The 20,745-nt window shown below is 67.4% G+C and carries 15 protein-coding genes; 1 reads left to right on the top strand and 14 read right to left on the bottom strand.

What is annotated here, in order from left to right; translation table 11 throughout:
- Positions 1-100 precede the first annotated feature (100 nt).
- The 4 genes from prfB to GOY17_RS10535 all read right to left on the bottom strand — a co-directional run bounded on the left by prfB (position 101) and on the right by GOY17_RS10535 (position 3,596).
- Positions 101-1,229, bottom strand: a protein-coding gene (gene prfB / locus GOY17_RS10520) for a peptide chain release factor 2 (RefSeq protein ID WP_115841529.1) whose coding sequence is annotated in 2 segments (ribosomal slippage) — positions 101-1,153 and positions 1,155-1,229 — 1,128 coding nt in all. Because the reading frame shifts where the segments join, the coding sequence is not laid out codon by codon here.
- Positions 1,230-1,319: 90 nt separating this feature from the next.
- Positions 1,320-1,958 carry a YkvA family protein gene (locus tag GOY17_RS10525; RefSeq protein WP_157030374.1) on the bottom strand — a complete coding sequence of 213 codons (639 nt, stop codon included), beginning with the start codon at positions 1,956-1,958 and terminating at the stop codon, positions 1,320-1,322.
- Between the two features lie 301 nt (positions 1,959-2,259).
- Complete coding sequence (locus GOY17_RS10530; RefSeq protein ID WP_157030375.1) at positions 2,260-2,877, bottom strand: response regulator; 618 nt, start codon at positions 2,875-2,877, stop codon at positions 2,260-2,262.
- Positions 2,878-2,981: 104 nt separating this feature from the next.
- Complete coding sequence (locus GOY17_RS10535) at positions 2,982-3,596, bottom strand: response regulator (RefSeq protein ID WP_232338404.1); 615 nt, start codon at positions 3,594-3,596, stop codon at positions 2,982-2,984.
- Between GOY17_RS10535 and GOY17_RS10540 the strand changes: the two genes are divergently transcribed.
- On the top strand, positions 3,576-7,586 hold the full coding sequence (locus GOY17_RS10540) for an ATP-binding protein (RefSeq protein WP_157030377.1): 4,011 nt from the start codon (positions 3,576-3,578) through the stop codon (positions 7,584-7,586). The two genes, GOY17_RS10535 and GOY17_RS10540, sit on opposite strands and share 21 nt — an antisense overlap.
- A gap of 22 nt (positions 7,587-7,608) precedes the next feature.
- Here the strand turns inward: GOY17_RS10540 and recJ are convergent, their stop codons facing one another.
- The 10 genes from recJ to grpE all read right to left on the bottom strand — a co-directional run bounded on the left by recJ (position 7,609) and on the right by grpE (position 20,634).
- Positions 7,609-9,327 (bottom strand): single-stranded-DNA-specific exonuclease RecJ, encoded by a 1,719-nt coding sequence (gene recJ / locus GOY17_RS10545; protein WP_157030378.1) that lies wholly within the window; start codon positions 9,325-9,327, stop codon positions 7,609-7,611.
- Entirely contained in the window at positions 9,324-10,277 is a 954-nt protein-coding gene (locus GOY17_RS10550) for a phosphoglycerate mutase (protein ID WP_157030379.1), read from the bottom strand. The genes recJ and GOY17_RS10550 overlap by 4 nt, the downstream gene beginning before the upstream one ends.
- A gap of 10 nt (positions 10,278-10,287) precedes the next feature.
- Positions 10,288-10,764 carry a transcription elongation factor GreA gene (gene greA / locus GOY17_RS10555; RefSeq protein ID WP_115841535.1) on the bottom strand — a complete coding sequence of 159 codons (477 nt, stop codon included), beginning with the start codon at positions 10,762-10,764 and terminating at the stop codon, positions 10,288-10,290.
- A gap of 144 nt (positions 10,765-10,908) precedes the next feature.
- Positions 10,909-14,157, bottom strand: a complete 3,249-nt coding sequence (gene carB / locus GOY17_RS10560) for a carbamoyl-phosphate synthase large subunit (protein ID WP_157030380.1) — start codon at positions 14,155-14,157, stop codon at positions 10,909-10,911.
- 8 nt (positions 14,158-14,165) lie between these two features.
- Positions 14,166-14,609 carry a DUF6973 domain-containing protein gene (locus GOY17_RS10565; RefSeq protein ID WP_157030381.1) on the bottom strand — a complete coding sequence of 148 codons (444 nt, stop codon included), beginning with the start codon at positions 14,607-14,609 and terminating at the stop codon, positions 14,166-14,168.
- A complete protein-coding gene (gene carA, locus GOY17_RS10570; RefSeq protein WP_157030382.1) occupies positions 14,606-15,730 on the bottom strand; it encodes a glutamine-hydrolyzing carbamoyl-phosphate synthase small subunit in 1,125 nt (374 codons plus the stop codon). Before carA ends, GOY17_RS10565 begins: the two co-directional genes overlap by 4 nt.
- A gap of 205 nt (positions 15,731-15,935) precedes the next feature.
- Complete coding sequence (gene dapB, locus GOY17_RS10575) at positions 15,936-16,661, bottom strand: 4-hydroxy-tetrahydrodipicolinate reductase (RefSeq protein ID WP_157030383.1); 726 nt, start codon at positions 16,659-16,661, stop codon at positions 15,936-15,938.
- Between the two features lie 154 nt (positions 16,662-16,815).
- Entirely contained in the window at positions 16,816-17,937 is a 1,122-nt protein-coding gene (dnaJ, locus tag GOY17_RS10580; protein WP_115841540.1) for a molecular chaperone DnaJ, read from the bottom strand.
- Positions 17,938-18,059: 122 nt separating this feature from the next.
- Complete coding sequence (gene dnaK / locus GOY17_RS10585; protein WP_115841541.1) at positions 18,060-19,982, bottom strand: molecular chaperone DnaK; 1,923 nt, start codon at positions 19,980-19,982, stop codon at positions 18,060-18,062.
- Positions 19,983-20,106: 124 nt separating this feature from the next.
- Positions 20,107-20,634 (bottom strand): nucleotide exchange factor GrpE, encoded by a 528-nt coding sequence (grpE, locus tag GOY17_RS10590; protein ID WP_157030384.1) that lies wholly within the window; start codon positions 20,632-20,634, stop codon positions 20,107-20,109.
- Positions 20,635-20,745: the final 111 nt, after the last annotated feature.

Below are 20,745 nucleotides of genomic sequence, written 5' to 3' on the forward strand. Positions count from 1 at the left end.
TCGACAGCGGGGCCCCAGTGTCTTGGCTCCCGCGTTCAAATGCAAAAGTCGCTGGATGCCCGCTTTCGCGGGCAGGGCGATCTAGGCCGGATCGGCGCGATCAGACTGCGTCCGCGCGTTTCGAACCGGCCTCCAGGCCGGATTTGAGGCTCGCCTCGACGAATTCGTCCAGGTCGCCATCAAGGACCTTCTGCGTGTCGCTGCGCTCGATGCCCGTGCGCAGGTCCTTGATGCGGCTCTGGTCGAGCACGTAGTTGCGGATCTGGCTGCCCCAGCCGATGTCGGACTTGGTCGCTTCCACGGCGTCACGCTCGGCGTTGCGCTTCTGGATTTCCAGCTCGTACAACTTCGCCGCGAGCATCTTCATCGCGCGGTCGCGGTTGGCGTGCTGGCTGCGCTCGGTCTGGCACGCCACCACGATTCCCGACGGCACGTGCGTGATGCGCACCGCCGACTCGGTCTTGTTCACGTGCTGGCCGCCCGCGCCCGAAGAGCGGTACACGTCGGTCTTCAGGTCCGCCGGATTGATCTCGATGTCGATCTTGTCGTCGACTTCCGGCGAAACGAACACGGAAGTGAAGCTCGTGTGCCGACGGTTGTCCGAATCGAACGGCGACTTGCGCACCAGGCGGTGCACGCCGGTTTCGGTCTTGAGCCAGCCGTAGGCGAAATCGCCCTCGACGCGGAAGGTCGCGGACTTGATGCCGGCGACATCGCCGCCGCTGACTTCCATCAGCTCGGCCTTCCAGCCGCGCGACTCGGCCCAGCGCAGGTACATGCGCAGCAGGATTTCGGCCCAGTCCTGCGCCTCGGTGCCGCCCGCGCCGGCCTGGATGTCGACGAACGCATTGGTGCCGTCCATCTTGCCGGAGAACATGCGCTGGAATTCGAGCTTCTCGACGTCCTTCGCGTAGCGCTCGACGTCGTCCACCACGGCCTGCGCCGTGCCTTCGTCGTTCTCCATCTCGGCCAGTTCGAGCAGTTCGCCCGCGCCGACGAGGCCATCGGTGAGGTCGCGGATGCCTCCGACCACCTTGTCGAGCGAGGAGCGCTCGCGGCCCAGCGACTGGGCGCGTTCGGCGTCGTTCCAGACGTCCGGGCTTTCCAGTTCGCGGTTTACTTCTTCAAGACGTTCGACCTTGCGGTCGTAGTCAAAGATACCCCCTGAGCGCATCCAGCCGACCGGTGAGGTCGGCGATGCGCTGGCGGACGGGATTGAGCTCGATCATGTCCGGTTCGAATCGCGATGGTGAACCGCCGATTCTAACAAACGCCCTCGCCCGCCGCTGGTGCGTCGGCGGGCGATTGGAGCCGGCGCTTCAACGGAACCGGAACGGACCCGGCCGCCAGCCCGTGTCGGAGTAGCGCCGCACCGGGCCGTAGCCGCTGCTGCCGCCGAATCCGGTCCCGAAGCCACTGCCGAAGCCGCCGCGGAAATCGCGATTGCGGCGCTTGTGCATGCGTTCCTGGAGTTCGTCGCGGCGGCCTTCCAGCCAGTCCGCGCGACCGACGCTGGCGGGATCGAGCTTGCGGCGCTCGGCTTCGCGCTGGCGGAAGTCGCAGAAGTCGTCGTAGGCCTCGATCTCGTGGCGCAGCTCGCGCGCGCAGAGCTCGATCATGATCGCGTCGTCGATGAAGCCCAGCACCGGCACGTTGTCGGGAATCGCGTCGCCCGCGGAAACGAAGTACGCCAGCGCGGAACGCACGTTCGCCGCGTCGGCCTCAGACAGCGCCCAACCTTCGTCGCGAAGCATCGCGATCAGCGAATCCAGCATCAAGAGGCGGTCTTTGACGAACTGCGGCGGGTTGCTCTGGCTCGCCTTGGTGGCGAGTTGCGTTGCCGCTTCGACGACTTCGGCGTTGCTCTTGTCCGATGCTTCCCTTCGGGCCGACTCGACCACGCCGGCAAAGTGCTGCAGGTCCTCGTCCGAAAGATCGATGTTGATCGTCAGCGGCATGGCACGGACTCCCGAGGCTGGGGGAAGGCTGTTCAGCCTAGGTCCGGGAATGTTTCGGCGGCGTCAAGCCCGCGGCGCCAAGCGCGTCCCCGGGAAGGATCCTGAACGAGACGGGCCGAGCCGACTTTCCTCAGATTTCTCTGGTCGGCAGCGGCGTGCGGGAGTCCTACTCTCTCGCCCTCCCCGCACGCAACGGGACGGCTTCGATGCACGCCTCCGTGACCACCGCGACATCCTCGACGCCGCTCGCCGGACGCGCAGGCAGTCGCGTGGGTTTGAAGCTTTCCGTCGGAATTCCTCGTCAGCGGTGCGGTTCGCGTGGATGGCGCTGGGATTCCGACTTGGGAGTGTCCTCGCCGCCTCCGACGGTGGATGCGAGCTTGTGCCGCTCCACGCACGAAACAGGCACACCGAGCATTGCCGCGATCTCGCTGGTCGAACGGCCGCGTTCGAACATCCGGGCAATTTCGCGCCACAACACGGGCTCGTCCAGATGCGCGGCGTATCCGGCGATCGCCTCGGTGAAGCTTGGGCTCACGACGTTATCGCCCTGCTCGACGGCACGGATCGCGGCATGCAATTCCAGCGCGGGGGCGGCCTTGTCGATCAAGCCGCGCACGCCCGATTCGAGCAGCGCACGCAGGATCACCCCGTTCGACATCGTCGTCAGCATGATGACCGGCAGCTCCGGCCACTGCGACCGGATCCTGTGAACCATTTCGATGCCATCGACCTGCGCGTCGACCGGCATCGCGTAGTCGCACACCAGCAGGTCGCACGGCAGTTCGTGCAGCGCGGCGAGCAGTTCATCGGGCGATCGCGCACGCGCCACCACCGTCGCGCCTGTCGCCGCCACCGCGGCGCCGACGGATGCGAGCACCGGCAGATGGTCGTCCGCAATTACGACACGTGTATGCATGTTCCAGCCGTTCCTCCGACAGCCCGCGCAGTGTGCGCTCCGCCGGCCTTACCGGCCATCGGATTGATCCGGAACTGTCCGAGGGTCCACGCCACGCAGCCTGCTCAGGTCAGGCCGTTCTCCCGCGCGTACGCATACAGCTCCGCCTCGTTCTCCAGGCCCAGCTTGCGCATGGCATCGATCTTCTGCCGGCTGATGGTCTTCAAGCTTCGATCCAACTGCTGCGCGATCTCTGTTACCGTCAGGCCCGACGCCAGAAGGCGGATGATCTCGGCTTCACGCGCGCTTAACGTGCCCCGACCACGACGCTTGCCCATCGCGTCCAACTGCCGCCGCAGGCCAGGCGAGATGAACACCCGGCGGTTGGCCGCCGACTTCACGGCCATCGGGAGGATTTCCATGTCCTCGGTCTTTTCCACGACGCCCAGAACGGCCGCACGCAGCAGCGAGTCGAGGATTCCGACATTCCCGATCATCGTCATCACGACGATCGGCAGTAGCGGATGGCGCTCGCGCAACTGCCTGATCATTTCAGTGCCATCGGGCGACGTGCTGTTGGGCATCGCAAAGTCGGTCACCACGACGTCGCAGGTTTCGTTCTCCAACGCCGCCAGCAGATCGTCGCTGGTGCGCGCCTCTCCCACCACCGCGATCCCGCTCGCTTCCAGGATCGCCCGCGCACCGCGAAGTACGACAGGATGATCGTCGGCAAGGAACACTCGCAGGTTCATGGTGGATCGCCCGCCGGGACAGGAATTTCCGGGGGGATAGGATATCCCCGTGCCCGCATGCATGCACTGCTGGCGATGTTCCGTCGTGTCGCATGCCCGCTGCTTGTGCTCATCGCAAATCTCGCGCATGCGGCGCCTATCGAACGCACCGATGAAGAACGCGAGTGGCTGCGCACGCATCCGACGATCACGGTCGCGACGTACACCGGCGGCTGGCCACCGTTTGAGCGATACGAAAACGAAACACTGACCGGCCTCGCGCCCACATATCTCGACGACGTCGCGCGACAGCTAGGTGTGCGGATCGCAGTGCGTGCGTATCCGTCATGGGAGAAAGCCTTTGAAGGCGGCTGTCGGCGCGAAGTCGACGTGCTGATGAACGTCTCGCTCGTGCCCGAGCGAACGCCGTGCCTGGTATTCACGGCCTCCTACGTCGAAGCGACACCCGTCGCCGTGGGGCCGGCGACACGCGGCGATCTGCTGTCGCCCGACCGGCTCGCGTCGGCGCGCATCGCGGTAGAACGCGGCACCTCGGTCGAGCGCGCAGCGCGAGCCCGGTTTCCCGGCGCGGATATCATCGCAGTCGTCAACGCGCAGGAAGGCTTCGAGGCCATCCTGCATGGCAGGGCCGACGTTTTCATCGGCAATCCGTACGTCGCACATGCCGCGCTAGCGACCGACGCGTGGCCGTCGCTCGCGGTGCTCGGCCCGATCGACCTGCCTGCTGACACACTCCATTTCGCCGTACCCGACGATCGAAAACCCCTCGCGAGCATGATCGACAAGGCGCTCGCCCGCATCACGCCGCAACGGCGGCTCGCATACGAACGCAAGTGGCTCGGGGCTTCATCGTTGCCGATCCTGCGCGCGGGTCGCGTTCCACTTACGCACGACGAGGAACTTTGGCTGCGTCGCATGCCGGCGCCGCGGATCGGCTACGCAAGCGATTGGGAGCCGGTCAGTTTCAGAGGCGATGACGGCCATATGAGCGGCATCGCGGGCGAGTACGTCCAGATGATGCAAGACAGGCTGGGCCTCGAAGCGGGAAAGGAGTTCCCCGGCGACATCGAAGCGCTGCGGCAGCGCATGCGCCGCGGCGAGGTGGACCTCGTACCGATGCCGGCGGGCGCACCCCACGGAGCAGACTGGGCCATCACGTCCGCCTTCACCCGCGTCAGCCTCGTGATCGTCATGCGCGCCAATGCCCATCCGATCAGCGCGCTGGATGATCTGGACGGAAAGCGCATCGCCGTCCTGGGTCCCGAGCGGGCCAGACGCATCGCCGTCGCAGCACCCAACGCGGTCCTGTTGCCGGTGACCGACATTCCGGCGGGGCTGCGCGCGGTCGAACGTGGCGAGGCGGACGCCTACGTGGGCGACATGATTTCCGCGGACCGGCCCCTCCGACGCGGGGAATATCCGACGCTCCGGCTCGCCGCGCCCGCCGGATTCGACGAAGACCTCGTGTTCGCCGTGCGTGGCGAGTACCAGCCGCTGGTACCGCTGATCAACCGCATGCTCGCGGCGTTGAGTGCCGAGGACCAGCAGCGCATACGCTCGGGATGGCTGGAAGTGCAGGTCTCCAGCGGCGTGAAATGGCGGACCGTGGCCATCGGCTCGGCCCTGGCGGCGCTGCTGCTCGCGGTGCTCGCCTTCGCCTGGCTGCGCACGCGCACGGAAATCCGTCGCCGAGAGAAAACCGACAGCCTGATGCGCGACCTCACGCGCAACCTGCCCGGCGTGATCTTCAAGCTCACGCGCGATGCATCGGGCGTTTACCGCATGCCCTTCATCGCGGGCAACACGCTTGTGCTGTTCGGGGAGGATCACGCCGAACTCTCCGAACATCCGCGCGCGGCATTCGCGTCGCTCGTGCATGAGGACGACCGCGCGCGGCTCCTGGACGCGCTCGAGGCGTCCTTCGCAAACCTCGGCGCGATCGAGCTGGATTTCCGCACCGTAACGCCCGCGCCGGATCGCTGGATCCGCATGAGCACCGTCGCGCGGCGGCTCGACGACGGACTGGTGCACTGGAGCGGCTATTGGGTCGACGTCACCGCGTCGCACCGGCAGGCGGACGCGCTGGAGGCGGCGAAGCGATCGGCCGAAAGCGCCGCGCTTGCACGCGCCAACTTCCTCGCCGCGATGAGCCACGAGATCCGCACACCGATGGCCGGCATCAACAGCATCATCGAGATCCTGTCCCGCAGCGAGGTCAACGACGACCAGCGCTACCTCATCGGCCTGGTGGAGGATTACGCGCAGGCGCTGCGTACGATCCTCGACGACGTGCTCGACATGTCGCGCATCGAGGCGGGAGCGATCGAACTGGAACCGGTCGAGACCGACCTGCGCGTGCTCGTCTCCAACTCGATCGAACTGGTGCTGGACCTCAGTCGCCGCAAGCAGCTGCGCTGCCTCTGCCATATCGATCCGACCCTGGCTGGCCTGGTGGTGGCCGATCCCACGCGGCTCCGGCAGATCCTGCTCAACCTGCTGAGCAACGCGATCAAGTTCACCAGCAGCGGCTATGTGGCCGTGTCACTGGTGGTGCTCGGCACAGGCGACGATGAGCAGACCTTGTGCCTGAGCGTTACCGACTCCGGCATCGGCATCCCGCAGTCGGAACAGGGCAAGCTGTTCCAGCCGTTCAAGCAGGCCGACGCGAGCACCACACGCACGTATGGCGGCAGCGGACTGGGGCTGGCGATCTCCCGGCGCCTTGCCGAACGCATGCAGGCCGCACTCGAACTGGAAAGCACGCCGGGCGTCGGCACGCGCATTTCGCTCACACTGGACGTCGAGGTCGCAAGACATAGCGCGTCCGATCGCGTGCTCGCCGGACGCAACATGCTCGTGCGCAGCGATAACGCCAATGTTGCTGACGCACTCACCTCGACCCTGCAAGCGTTCGGCGCGTGTGTAGTGACCGACCCGTCGAAGGCGGACCTGATCCTCTCCGACGCTCCGCCCTCTTCGACATCACCGGCGCGCTACATCCCGCTGGTGGATGACAGCCCCGACGCTCCGCGAACGGCCATCGTCGTCGAGCCGCTGCTTCCCACGCATGTGCAACGCGCGTGCGCACTGGCGCTGGACCATGGCACACGCGCTGAAGCGTCCCGAAGGACGACGACGGCGGCACATGCCGGACACGTCCTGGTAGCCGAGGATCATTCGACCAATCGCCTGCTCGTGCAGCGGCAACTGCGCGAACTCGGGTTCCGCTGCCGCGTGGTGTCGAGCGGCGAACAGGCGCTCGCGGCGCTGGCGACCGAGCACTTCGATCTGCTCATCACCGACCTGCAGATGCCGGGAATGGACGGTTTCGCGCTGGCGCGGGCGATCCGAACCGCCGAGGCCGCCGAAGGACGGGCACGCCTTCCGATCATCGCGCTGAGCGCGGGCGTACTGTCGGAAGACGAGGCGCGCTGCCGGGAGGCCGGCATGGACGGCCACCTGCGCAAGCCGATCGGACTCGACGAGATGATGCGCGAACTCGAGCGGTGGCTGCCGCGCCAGCCCGCTGCGGACCTCGACGATGCGGCGGACGTCGTCGATCCTGACGCCACTCCCATCGATGCGGCGGCGGCGTCGCCCCGCCCTGCTCCGCCAGTCGAGCCGCCGCTCGAACCGCTCGACCTCGCGATGCTGACCCGCAGCTTCGGCTCGCGTGAAACGGTCTGCCTCGTCGCAGAGGACCTGCTCGCAAACCTGCCCGGCGACCTCGACGATCTGCGACGTTCGAACGACGAACGGGACGCCGGGCGCATGGGCCGCGCCCTGCACCGGATCACCGGCGCGCTCGGTACATTTGGCTATCGGAACCTGGCCGCCGACTTGCGGACCGCCACGCGCACAGCGGAGGCCGGAACGTTGGTATCGCCGGACGAGATCGCGCGCTTGCTGCGACGCGTGGATGGCACGTTGTCCGAACTCGGCGAGTTCGTGACCAAGAGCAAGGCCGGCGTCGATTGAACCGCCGGCGTACCGCGAACCGTCAGGCCACGGCTTCGCGATGCACGACGACCAGCTGCACGGCTTCGCCGCCGCGGTAATCGTCCGTTTCCAGGCGATAGGCGATGCGCACGCGCGGCGGCGGTGCGAGGCCACCCCAACCGCCGAACTCGATCGCGTTGAGCCGACGCCCGGCCAGGCCAAGTTCGAGCTTGAGGTGTCGCTCGCCGACCACGCGCCAGCCCAGCACGTCGAACTCGCCATCGAACTGCGGTTCGGCGAAGCCCTGCCCCCACGGCCCGCCGTCGCGCAGCGCTTCGGCGCTGGCGCGGCAGAACTCGTCGGCGGACAGCTCGCCGTCGCTCAGCAGTTCCGCCTGCAGCACCTCAGGCGTCAGCAATGTGGCGGCGGAATCGCGAAACGCCTCGGCGAATGCGGCAAAGGCCTCCATGCGCAGCGACAGTCCCGCCGCCATCGCATGGCCGCCGAAGCGCTCGATCAGGTGCGGATGCCGCGCGTGCACATCGGCGAGCGCGTCGCGGATGTGGAAACCCGGGATCGAACGAGCCGAGCCGCGCAACGACTCGCTGCCGGGCTCGGCTGGTGCGAATGCGATGACCGGTCGATGCAGCCGCTCCTTCATCTTCGACGCCACGAGACCAACGACGCCCGGATGCCATTCGGAGTCGAACAGGCAGATCGCCGCCGGCGGTGCGCTGTCGCCCAGCGCGACGCGGGCGAGCGCGCGTTCGGCGTCGTCCGTCATCTGCTGCTGCACGGCGCGGCGTTCGCTGTTGATCTCGTTGAGCGTCGCGGCGATGTCACGCGCGCGTGCAAGGTCGTCGGTGAGCAGGCATTCGATGCCCAGCGACATGTCTTCCAGGCGCCCCGCCGCATTGAGGCGAGGGCCGACGGCGTAGCCGATGTCGGTCGCCGTAAGGCGGGCGGGATCGCGCTGCGATACCTCGATCAACGCACGCAGGCCGGCACTGCCCTGCCCGGCTCGCAAACGCCGCAGGCCCGCGGCCACGAGCGCGCGATTGTTCGCATCCAGCGGCACGACGTCGGCCACCGTGCCGACCGCCACCAGATCCAGCAGGACCTGCAGGTCGGGTTCCTTCCCGGCGAAAGCGCCGCGCTCGCGCAGATGCCTGCGTAACGCCAGCAGCACGTAGAACATCACACCGACGCCCGCCAGGCACTTGCTCGGGAAGGCGTCGCCGCGCAGGTTCGGATCGACGATGGCGTCGGCCGGCGGCAGGTGTTCGCCCGGCAGGTGGTGGTCGGTGACCAGCACCTGCCAGCCGCGCGCCTTCGCCGCCGTGATCCCGGCGTGGCAGGCGATACCGTGATCGACCGTGACCAGCAGGTCCGGCTGCAACGCGGCGAGTTCGTCCACTAGCGCCGGCGACAGGCCATAACCATGCACGATGCGATTGGGCACCGCGTGCGAGACGCGCTTCGCGCCGAGCATGCGCAGCCCGCGCACGCCGACGGCGCAGGCGGTGGCGCCATCGCAGTCGAAATCGCCGACGACGACGATGTGGCGGTCTTCGGCGATCGCCGTGGCGAGCAGCGCCGTCGCCGCGTCGAGGCCGCCGAGCAGTTCCGGCGGATGCAGCTGCGCCAGGCGCGGCTGCGCGAGTTCGAGCGTCGTCGCGCCGCGCGACGCGTACAGCCGGCGCAGCAGCAATGGCATCGAGTCGGGCCAGAGGCCGGGGTCGACGCAATCGCGGCGACGCAGTCGTGCGATCGGCTTCATGCGGCCCCGTTGACGGCGGTCGCGCCGACGAATGACATCAGCGGGCGGCGCCAGAAACGCCAGCGCTGCGAGCGCGCGATGTCGTAGCGCGTGCCATCGTCGAAGTCGAAACGCAGCTGCTTCAGTTCGCCACGCACCAGCGCGCTCAGGAGTGGCGCGAACCAGTTGCGTTCAAGCACCGCGAGATCGCGCGCATCGCGCAGGTCGATCAACGTATTGCCCTCTTCAACGCGACCGCTCCATGACGCTGCCTTGGGCGCGAGTTCGACGCCGGCCAACGCAGCAAGCGCAGTCACGCTCTCGTCGTCGGTCACGATGTGCGTGTAGTCCGAGCGCACGTGGTCCGGCAGCGCACCCGCGCCCCAGAACCATAGCGAATTGACCGGGGCGAGCCCGGCAGCGGCGCGCTGCGCATTGAGCGGGTGATTGTGCAGGACGACCTGCGCCTCGCTCAGCAGCGCACGCCATCGGCGGCCTTCCGGCCCCTGCGGCAGTTCGTCGAACAGGTCGGCGCCGAGCGCCTGCTCCGGCGAAGTGAATGCGGGCAGCTTCGCGCCGATAGGCAGTTGCAGATACCAGCGCGTCGGCACCGGCGCGTCGATCGGAAACCCCGCATCGCCGAACAGCGGCTTGAGCGGCTTGAGCAGCGCCGCGGCGTCCTGCACGGTCAGGCCGAGCGCTTCGCCATAGGACAGCAGGCGCGCGCCGTTGATGTCGGGACGAACGTAGGCCGGGTCGGCACGAAGCCAGGCGGCGTTCGCCGCATCGCCGGCATCGCGCTGGCGCGCCGCCGCGGCGACGGGCCAGCCACGCGGCAGCACATCGAGCACGTTCGACAGCTGATCGCCGCTCCGTTCGCTGCGATCGCCGCGCGCGAGCGCCCGCCCGGTATCGGCGGACAGGCGCTGGCCGCCGAAGCGTTCGCGCGGCGGCAGCAGCAAGGTGATCATCGAAAGGGAATCAGCCGGCGTAGCTGACGCCGACGATCTCGTATTCGCGGGTGCCACCGGGCGCGTCGATGGTGATCGTGTCGCCTTCGTGCTTGCCGATGAGCGCACGCGCGACCGGCGACGAAATGGCGATCAGGCCGAGTTTGATGTCCGCTTCCAGGTCGCCGACGATCTGGTAGCGACGCTCTTCGTCGGTCTCGGTGTCGGCCAGCTCGACCGTCGCGCCGAAGACGACGCGCGAGCCGGCATTGAGCGAGGCCACGTCGATGACCTGCGCGTGCGACAGCTCGGATTCAAGCTGCTTGATGCGGCCTTCGATGAAGCCCTGCTGCTCGCGGGCGGCGTGGTACTCGGCGTTTTCCTTGAGGTCGCCGTGCGCGCGCGCTTCGGCGATCGCGTTGATCACCGCCGGGCGCTTGACCGACTTCAATTCTTCCAGCTCGGCGCGCAGACGCTGCGCGCCCTGAAGGGTAATGGGTGCTCGCATTGCTTGTTCTTCCTGTGCGCCGGGCGCGGGAGCCCGGCGGTGGCGATATGCGGATTCTGTATCAGATGGGCGCCGGGGTGAACCCGCCGGCGGCCCCGCCGGCGACCCGGGCGCGATTCGCGGCCCGGGCGGCCGATGCAGGGCTCAGGCGCCCTGCACTTCCGCGTGCAGTTCCTGCAGCGACCAGACCGGGCCGGTGCCGCGGTATTCCAGCGAGTTCACCAGCGCACGCGCGCCCGACACGGTGGTCGAGTACGTCACGCGATGCTGCAGCGCCTCGCGGCGGATCGAGAACGAGTCGTTGATCGCCTGGCGACCTTCGGTCGTGTTCACGATGTAGGCGATCTCGCCGTTCTTGATGAGGTCGACGATGTGCGGACGACCTTCGGTCACCTTGTTGATGCGCTCGCAGACCAGTCCGTTCTCGGTGAAGAACCTGTGCGTGCCTTCGGTGGCCACCAGCGTGTAGCCGCGCTTGACCAGGTCCTGCGCGACCGGCAGCACGCGCTTCTTGTCCGGATCGCGAACCGACACGAACACCTTGCCGCCTTCCGGCAGCGCCTTGATGCCACCGGCTTCCTGCGCGCGCGCCATCGCGGCGCCGAAGTTGCGGCCGACGCCCATCACTTCGCCCGTAGAACGCATTTCCGGCCCGAGGATCGGATCGACGCCCTGGAACTTGGCGAACGGGAAGATCGCTTCCTTGACCGAGTAGTACTCCGGCACGATCTCCTTCACGGCGCCCTGCTCGGCCAGCGTCTTGCCGACCATGCAGCGCGCGGCGATCTTCGCCAGCGCCATGCCGGTGGCCTTGGACACGAACGGCACGGTGCGCGAGGCACGCGGGTTCACTTCGATCAGGTAGATGGTTTCGCGGCCTTCATCGTCGAAGGTGATCGCGAACTGCGTGTTCATCAGGCCCACGACCTTCAGCGACTTGGCCAGCGCGACGACCTGCTCGCGCAGCTTGTCCTGCACGGCCGCGCTCAGCGAATACGGCGGCAGCGAGCACGACGAGTCGCCCGAGTGCACGCCGGCTTCCTCAATGTGCTCCATCACGCCGCCCACGAGCACGTTGCCGTCCTTGTCTGCGATGACGTCGACGTCGACTTCCACCGCGTTGTCGAGGAAGCGGTCCAGCAGCACCGGCGAGTCGTTCGACACCTTCACCGCATCGCGCATGTAGCGATGGAGGTCGGCGTCGGCGTGGACGATTTCCATCGCGCGGCCGCCCAGCACGTAGCTCGGGCGCACGACCAGCGGGTAGCCGATCTGCGAGGCGAGCACGATGGCTTCCTCCGGATTGCGCGCGGTGCGGTTCAGCGGCTGCGCCAGGCCCAGGTCCTGCACCAGCTTCTGGAAGCGCTCGCGGTCCTCGGCCAGGTCGATGCTGTCCGGCGAGGTGCCGATGATCGGCACGCCGTTGGCTTCCAGCGCGCGCGCCAGCTTCAGCGGCGTCTGGCCGCCGTACTGCACGATCACGCCCTTGGGCTTCTCCAGATCGCAGATTTCCAGCACGTCTTCCAGCGTCAGCGGCTCGAAGTACAGGCGGTCGGAGGTGTCGTAGTCGGTCGAGACGGTTTCCGGGTTGCAGTTGACCATGATGGTCTCGAACCCGTCCTCGCGCAGCGCCAGCGCCGCGTGCACGCAGCAGTAGTCGAACTCGATGCCCTGGCCGATGCGGTTCGGGCCGCCGCCGAGCACGATGATCTTGTTGCGGTTGGTCGGCTCGGCTTCGCACTCGTCTTCATAGGTCGAGTACATGTACGCCGTGGTCGTGGCGAACTCCGCCGCGCACGAGTCCACGCGCTTGTACACCGGACGCACGCCGAACGCGCGGCGCAGCGTGCGCACGGCGGTTTCGTCGGTGCCGGTCAGCTGCGCGATGCGCGCATCCGAGAAGCCCATGCGCTTGAGTTCGCGCATGCGCGTCTTGTCGAGCGACGACAGGCCGGCCGCGGCGACATCCTGCTCGGCGGCGATGAGTTCCTCGATCTGGTCGAGGAACCACGGGTCGACGAACGACAGCGCGTGCACGTCTTCCACGCTCATGCCGGCGCGGAACGCGTCGCCGATGTGGAACATGCGCTCCGGACCCGGCTCCTTGAGTTCGCGACGCAGCTTCGTCAGATCGTCTTCGCTGCCCAGATCCAGGCCCGTCGGGTCGAGGCCGACCTTGCCGGTTTCCAGTCCGCGCAGCGCCTTCTGCAGCGATTCCTGGAACGTGCGGCCCATCGCCATCACTTCGCCGACGGACTTCATCTGCGTGGTCAGGCGCGCGTCGGCCTGCGGGAACTTCTCGAACGCGAAGCGCGGGATCTTGGTGACGACGTAGTCGATGCTCGGCTCGAACGACGCCGGCGTGAGGCCACCGGTGATCTCGTTCTTCAGTTCGTCCAGCGTGTAGCCAACGGCGAGCTTCGCGGCGACCTTGGCGATCGGGAAGCCCGTCGCCTTCGACGCCAGTGCCGAGGAGCGCGACACGCGCGGGTTCATTTCGATGACGACGACGCGGCCGTTCTTGGCGTTGATGCCGAACTGCACGTTCGAGCCGCCGGTGTCCACGCCGATCTTGCGCAGCACGGCGATGGAGGCATCGCGCAGGCGCTGGTATTCCTTGTCGGTGAGCGTTTGCGCCGGTGCGACGGTGATCGAGTCGCCGGTGTGCACGCCCATCGCGTCGAAATTCTCGATCGAGCAGACGATGATGCAGTTGTCCGCCTTGTCGCGGACCACTTCCATCTCGAATTCCTTCCAGCCCAGCACCGATTCCTCGACGAGGATTTCGTGCACGGGCGAGAGTTCCAGGCCGCGCTTGGCGATCTCCTCGAACTCTTCCTTGTTGTAGGCGATGCCGCCGCCGGTGCCGCCGAGCGTGAACGAGGGGCGGATGATGGTCGGGTAGCCGACCTTCGCCTGGATCTCGATCGCCTGCTCAAAGTTGCGGGCGACTTCGGCCTTCGGGCATTCCAGTCCGATCTCGGCCATCGCGACGCGGAACAGCTCGCGGTCCTCGGCCATGCGGATGGCTTCGCGCGAGGCGCCGATCAGCTCGACGTTGTACTTCTCGAGCACGCCGTTGTCGGCGAGGTCCAGCGCGCAGTTGAGCGCGGTCTGGCCGCCCATCGTCGGCAGCAGCGCGTCGGGCTTTTCCTTCGCGATGATCTTCTCGACCGTCTGCCAGTTGATCGGCTCGATGTACACGGCGTCGGCCATGTTCGGGTCGGTCATGATCGTGGCCGGGTTGCTGTTGACCAGCACCACGCGATAGCCCTCGTCGCGCAGCGCCTTGCACGCCTGCGCGCCGGAGTAGTCGAACTCGCAGGCCTGGCCGATCACGATCGGGCCGGCGCCGATGATCAGGACGGTTTTGATGTCGGTGCGCTTGGGCATGGGGGTCCTCAGTAAAGTCGTTCCTGCCACGCGTGGGGCGCGAGCCAGGTGATCTGGTCGGGCGATCGGGCGTCGATCGCGCCTTCGTTCACGGCAGCAAGCACGGCCTGCTGCATGGCGGTCCAGCTGTCGGCGGCCGCGCCGATGCGCGCGCCGAGCCGGTTGTTGTGCGCATCCATCGCACGCGCCGCGTTGCCCTGCCCGCCGCGTTCCATCACTGCCGTGACCAGGTCGACGCAGCGCGGCGACGAGGTGTAGGCGACGATGGCGCTGGCGAGCGAGTGGCGGTACGCATCGGCCGGGCCGTTGCGACCGCCGGGCAATCCGGCGGCGAAGAACTGCGAGTACGTAGCCACCATCACGAACGCCGGGTAGGCGCCCAGCACGACCGCAACAACGAACAACCTGCGCCAGTGGCGCTTGCGGGCGGGCTTGGTGGCCGCGTGGCTCACTTGGCCTGCTGCATCATGGTCACGAACCGGTCGAACAGCGGCGCCACGTCGTGCGGACCGGGGCTCGCTTCCGGGTGACCCTGGAAGGAGAACGCCGGTGCATCGGTGAGCTCGATGCCCTGGTTGGTGCCGTCGAAGAGCGAGCGGTGGATCACGCGCACGTTGGCCGGCAGCGTCGCTTCGTCGACCGCGAAGCCGTGGTTCTGCGAGGTGATCATCACCCGGCCCGTGTCGAGGTCCTGCACCGGATGGTTCGCGCCATGGTGGCCGTGTCCCATCTTCACCGTCTGCGCGCCGGCGGCGAGCGCCAGGAGCTGGTGGCCGAGGCAGATGCCGAAGGTCGGGATCTTCGCGGAGATGAACTCCTTGATCGCCGCGATCGCGTAATCGCACGGCGCCGGGTCGCCCGGGCCGTTGGACAGGAACACGCCGTCGGGCTTGAGCGCGAACACGTCCGATGCCGGCGTCTGTGCCGGAACCACCGTGAGCTTGCAGCCGCGCTCGGCGAGCATGCGCAGGATGTTGAACTTGACGCCGTAGTCGTACGCGACGACGTGGAACTTCGGCTCGGCGCGAACGAACGCGTTGTTGTCCAGGTCGAGCTGGCCGTCGGTCCATTCGTACGACTCGCGCACGCTGACTTCCTTCGCCAGGTCCATGCCCTTCAGGCCCGGGAACTTGCGCGCGGCCTCGAAGGCCTTGTCGACATCGATCTCGCCCGCCATCAGTGCGCCGTTCTGCGCGCCCTTCTCGCGCAGGATGCGCGTGAGCTTGCGGGTGTCGATGTCGGAGATGGCGACGATGCCTCGGGCGTTGAGCCATTCCGGCAGCGAGACCTGGCTGCGCCAGTTGCTGGGACGGCGCGGCACGTTGCGCACGATCAGGCCCGAGGCGAAGCAGCGAGCGGCTTCGTCATCCTGGTCGGTGCAGCCGGTGTTGCCGATGTGCGGGTACGTCAGGGTCACCAGCTGACGCGCATACGACGGGTCGGTGACGATTTCCTGGTAGCCGGTGATGGCCGTGTTGAAGACGACTTCGCCGACGGAAAGGCCGGGCGCGCCTACGGAAACGCCCTCGAAGAGGGTGCCGTCTTCGAGTGCGAGGATTGCGGGTTGGGTCACGGGGATCGCCTTGGCTGCCGGGGGGTGCTGACCCTTCCCGTCGCGCAGTCGCCAATAAATCCGGGCTGCAGCAAAGCGCGGACGCGGTGCGGGACCGGTCCGACGGAAGGGGTTCAGGCGAGCCGGAATTCTAGCGGCCCGGGCCGGGTAACGCCAGCGTCATGTGCATCGAATCGGGCAATCGGCCCGATTACGCCTGCCGCGTTCAGGCAAGCAGATCGCGCAGCCGGTAGCGGCCCGGCGCGCGTCCGGCGAGCTTCGCGGCCGCGTGGAGCGCGCCGCGGGCAAAGATGTCGCGGTTGGTGGCGCGATGGACCAGTTCGATCCGCTCGCCCGGCGCGGTGAACTGCACCAGATGCTCGCCGACGATGTCGCCGGCCCGGAGCGAGGCGTAGCGAGGCGACGCCCCGCCCAGCTCCGCACTCGCGCCCAGCGCCAGCGCGGTGCCCGAGGGCGCGTCCTTCTTGTGCACGTGGTGCGATTCGACGATGTCGCAATCCCAGCCCGGCAGCGCCTGGGCGGCGCGTTCGACCAGTTCGCTCAGGATCGCCACGCCCAGGCTGAAGTTCGCCGCCCACAGCAGCGGGATGCGCTGCGATGCGGATTCCATCGCGGACAGCTGCGGCGCTTCCAGGCCCGTGGTGCCCGATACCAGCGCCGCACCGCGCTCCTCGCACAGTGCAAGGATGGGATCGAAGCCCTGCGGCAGGCTGAAATCGATGGCGACGTCGAACGCCGGTGCGCCATGCAGTTCGGACGCGGCGAAATGCGCCACGCCGTCCACGACGCGCTGCGCCGGTTGCGAACGCTGCACGGCGGCGACAACCACGACGTCGTCGCGTTCGGACGCCAGACGCAGCAGCGCCTGCCCCATGCGGCCGGATGCGCCGTGGACGAGGATTCGGGTCTGCGGAGAAGTGTGATCGCTCATGCGGGCAGTCTGAAGGCGGGTCTGCGTGGCGACAAGCGTCCGGGCATCATGCGTGACATTCGCCATGTCATCCGGAGCGACAGGCACTGACTTCCAGATACAAGAAAGCCGCGGACGATGCCGCGGCTTTCAGGTGTTTCGATCCGTGCGAGCGTCAGGACGTCATCCGATCCCAGAAGCCCTTCACGCCATCGAGGAAGGTCGACGCACGCGGCGAATGACGACGCGCGCCATCGCCGGCGAAGGTCGCTTCGAACTTCTCCAGCAGTTCGCGCTGCTCGGCGGTGAGGTTGACCGGCGTTTCCACGACGGCGCGGCAATACAGGTCGCCCGGCTTGCGGCTGCGGACCGACTTCACGCCGCGGTCGCGCAGGCGGAACAGCTTTCCGGTCTGCGTTTCGGCGGGAATGCGCAGTTCGACTTCGCCTTCCAGCGTGGGCACGCGAATCGTGTCGCCGAGCGCCGCCTGGCCGATGCGCACCGGCACTTCGCAGTGCAGGTCGTCGCCGTCGCGCTGGAAGATCTCGTGCTCGCGGACGCGCACGTCGACGTACAGGTCGCCCGGCGGCGAACCGGCCGGGCCGGCTTCGCCCTCGCCCGCCAGGCGGATGCGATCGCCGTTGTCGACGCCGGCGGGGATCTTCACCTGCAGCGTCTTGGTGCGTTCGACACGGCCCTGGCCGTTGCAGTCGGCGCACGGGTTGGGAATCGTCTTGCCGCGACCGCCGCAATGCGGGCAGGCCTGCTGCATCGAGAAGATGCCGCGCTGGAAACGCACCTGGCCGCGGCCATGGCAGGTCTGGCAGGTTTCGGTCTTGCCGTCGGCCGAACCCGAGCCATCGCAGGTTTCGCATTCGTCGAGCGTCGGGATCTCGATGGTCTTCTCGGCGCCGAAGACGGCTTCCTCGAGCGACAGCTCCATCACGTAGCCGATGTCGGCGCCGCGACGCGGACCGCGCTGGGCGCCGCCACCGAAGATGTTGCCGAAGATGTCGCCAAAGATGTCGCCCATGTCGGCGTAACCCTGGCCGCCACCACCGCCCATGCCGTGCTCGAAGGCGGCATGGCCGTGCTGGTCGTAGGCGCGCCGGCGGTTGCCGTCGGACAGGACTTCGTAGGCTTCCTTGCACTCCTTGAACGAAGCTTCCGCGGCGGCATCGCCGGGGTTGCGGTCCGGATGGAACTTCATCGCGCAGCGGCGATAGGCCTTCTTCAGGTCTTCGTCGCTGGCGTCGCGGGCCACGCCCAGCACTTCGTAGTAGTCGCGTTTGCTCATGGAGCGATTCGGGATTCGTGATTCGGGACTCGTGAAAACAACGGCGGCTCAGACACAGGAAAGGGATCCGGGCACGGAAACTGCTTTTCCGAATCCCGAATCCCCATTCCCGAATCCCGGCTTTACTTCTTGTCGTCCTTGACTTCGGTGAACTCGGCGTCGACCACGTCGTCGGACTTGGCGCCGCCCGACGGGCCGGCACCGGCGTCCGGACCGCCCGGCTGGCCAGCGGCCGACGCCGCCGCGAACAGCGACTGCGCGGCCTCTTCCAGCGCCTTGGACTTGGCCTCGATCTGGCCCTTGTCGTCGCCGCGCATCGCGGTTTCGAGCTCGGCGATCGCGCCTTCGGTGCGACCGATGACGTCGCCGGCCACCTTGTCGCCGTTGTCCTTGATGGCGCTGCGCGCGGTGTGGATCAGCGCGTCGGCGTGATTGCGGGCCTGCACCAGCTCGTGGAACTTCTGGTCTTCCTCGCGATGGGCTTCCGCGTCGGAGACCATCTTCGCGATCTCTTCCTCGGACAGGCCCGAACCGGCCTTGATCTCGACCTTCTGTTCCTTGTTGGTCTTCTTGTCCTTGGCCGACACGTGCAGGATGCCGTTGGCGTCGATGTCGAAGGACACCTCCACCTGCGGCATGCCGCGCGGCGCCGGCTCGATGCCGGTCAGGTCGAAGCGGGCCAGCGACTTGTTGTAGCGGGCCTGCTCGCGCTCACCCTGCAGCACGTGCACGGTCACAGCCGACTGGTTGTCCTCGGCGGTGGAGAACACCTGCGAGGCCTTGGTCGGGATGGTGGTGTTCTTCTCGATGATCTTGGTGAAGACGCCGCCCAGGGTTTCGATGCCCAGCGACAGCGGGGTCACGTCGAGCAGCAGGACGTCCTTGACGTCGCCGGCCAGCACGCCGCCCTGGATCGCGGCGCCCAGCGCCACGGCTTCGTCGGGGTTGACGTCCTTGCGCGGCTCCTTGCCGAAGAACTCGGCCACGGCCGACTGCACCTTCGGCATGCGGGTCTGGCCGCCGACCAGGATCACCTCGCTGATCTCGCTGGCGCGCAGGCCCGCGTCATTCAGCGCGATGCGGCACGGTTCGATCGTGCGCTTGACCAGGTCGTCGACCAGCGCCTCGAGCTTGGCGCGGGTCAGCTTGATGTTCAGGTGCTTCGGGCCCGAGGCGTCGGCCGTCACGTACGGCAGGTTCACTTCGGTCTGCTGCGCGCTGGACAGTTCGATCTTGGCGCGCTCGGCGGCGTCCTTCAGGCGCTGCAGGGCCAGCGGATCCTTGCGCAGGTCGATGCCCTGGTCCTTCTGGAATTCCTCGACGAGGTAGTCGATGACGCGCTTGTCGAAGTCTTCGCCGCCCAGGAACGTGTCGCCGTTGGTGGACAGCACTTCCACCTGCATTTCGCCGTCGACCGAGGCGATCTCGATGATCGACACGTCGAACGTGCCGCCGCCGAGATCGTAGACCGCGACCTTGCGGTCGCCGCCCTTCTTGTCCATGCCGTACGCCAGCGCGGCCGCGGTCGGCTCGTTGATGATGCGCTTGACGTCCAGGCCCGCGATCTTGCCGGCGTCCTTGGTCGCCTGGCGCTGGCTGTCGTTGAAGTACGCCGGCACCGTGATGACGGCTTCGGTGACGGTCTCGCCGAGGTAGGCCTCGGCGGTCTTCTTCATCTTGGCCAGCACTTCGGCCGAGATCTGCTGCGGGGCCATCTTCTTGCCGTCGGAGGTCTCGACCCAGGCATCGCCGTTCTCGTGCTGGGTGATCTTGTACGGCACCAGGCCGATGTCCTTCTGGACTTCGGCGTCGGTGAACTTGCGGCCGATGAGGCGCTTGACGGCGAAGAAGGTGTTCTTCGGATTGGTGACGGCCTGGCGCTTGGCGCTGGCGCCGACGAGGACTTCGCCGTCCTTGGTGAAGGCGACGATGGACGGCGTGGTGCGATCGCCTTCCGCGTTCTCGATGACGCGCGGCTTGCCGCCTTCCATGATCGCCACGCACGAATTGGTCGTGCCCAGGTCGATACCGATGATCTTGCCCATGGTGTTGCTCCCTCTCTGATCTTTTGACTGTGCGGCGGCGCGAGGCCGCCTGCTTGAAGGTTGATGGCGGCCACGTGCCGCCGATGTGCGTTATCTGGGGGGCTCGCGGCCCCGCTTCAAGGCGTCAGTCGTGCCTGGCCACCACGACCAGCGCCGGGCGCAGGAGGCGATCGTTCAGCACCCAGCCCTTCTGGTAGACCTGCACGACGTCGCCCGGCGCGTGGCCGGCGGGATCGACCATGCTCATGGCCTGGTGGCGTTCGGGGTCGAACGGCTGGCCGACCGGGTCGACCATGGTCAGGCCGTTCTCCGACACCACCTTCAGCAACTGGCGCAGCGTCAGCTCCATGCCCTCGCGCAGGTGGGCGGCGGTATCGGCCTGCACGGCCAGGCCGGCTTCGAGGCTGTCGATCACCGGCAGCAGCTCGGCGAGCAGGCGTTCGTTGGCGAACTTGCGCGCCATGTCGACGTCGCGCGCCATGCGCTTGCGCTGGTTTTCCAGCTCGGCGCGCTCGCGCAGCGTCTCCTCGCGCAACTGGGTCAGCTCGGCCTGGAGGCCTTCGAGCTGCGCGGCGAGCGCGTCGGGGGTCTCGGTGTTGGGGGCTGCTTCGGCGGTCTGGTTGGGTTCGCCGGAAGGCGTGCTAGCGGTCATGCGGTGCTCCATCCCTGCGCCATGGGCGCTCAAACATGCTGGAATTCAAGGTCTTGCAGCCGCGCTCACAGGCGCGTCAGGGCAGCAATGGGGCCCGCCCCTGCCGGATTC

Origin of the sequence: Lysobacter soli (assembly GCF_009755585.1) — a bacterium.
GTDB classification, from domain to species: domain Bacteria; phylum Pseudomonadota; class Gammaproteobacteria; order Xanthomonadales; family Xanthomonadaceae; genus Lysobacter_J; species Lysobacter_J soli.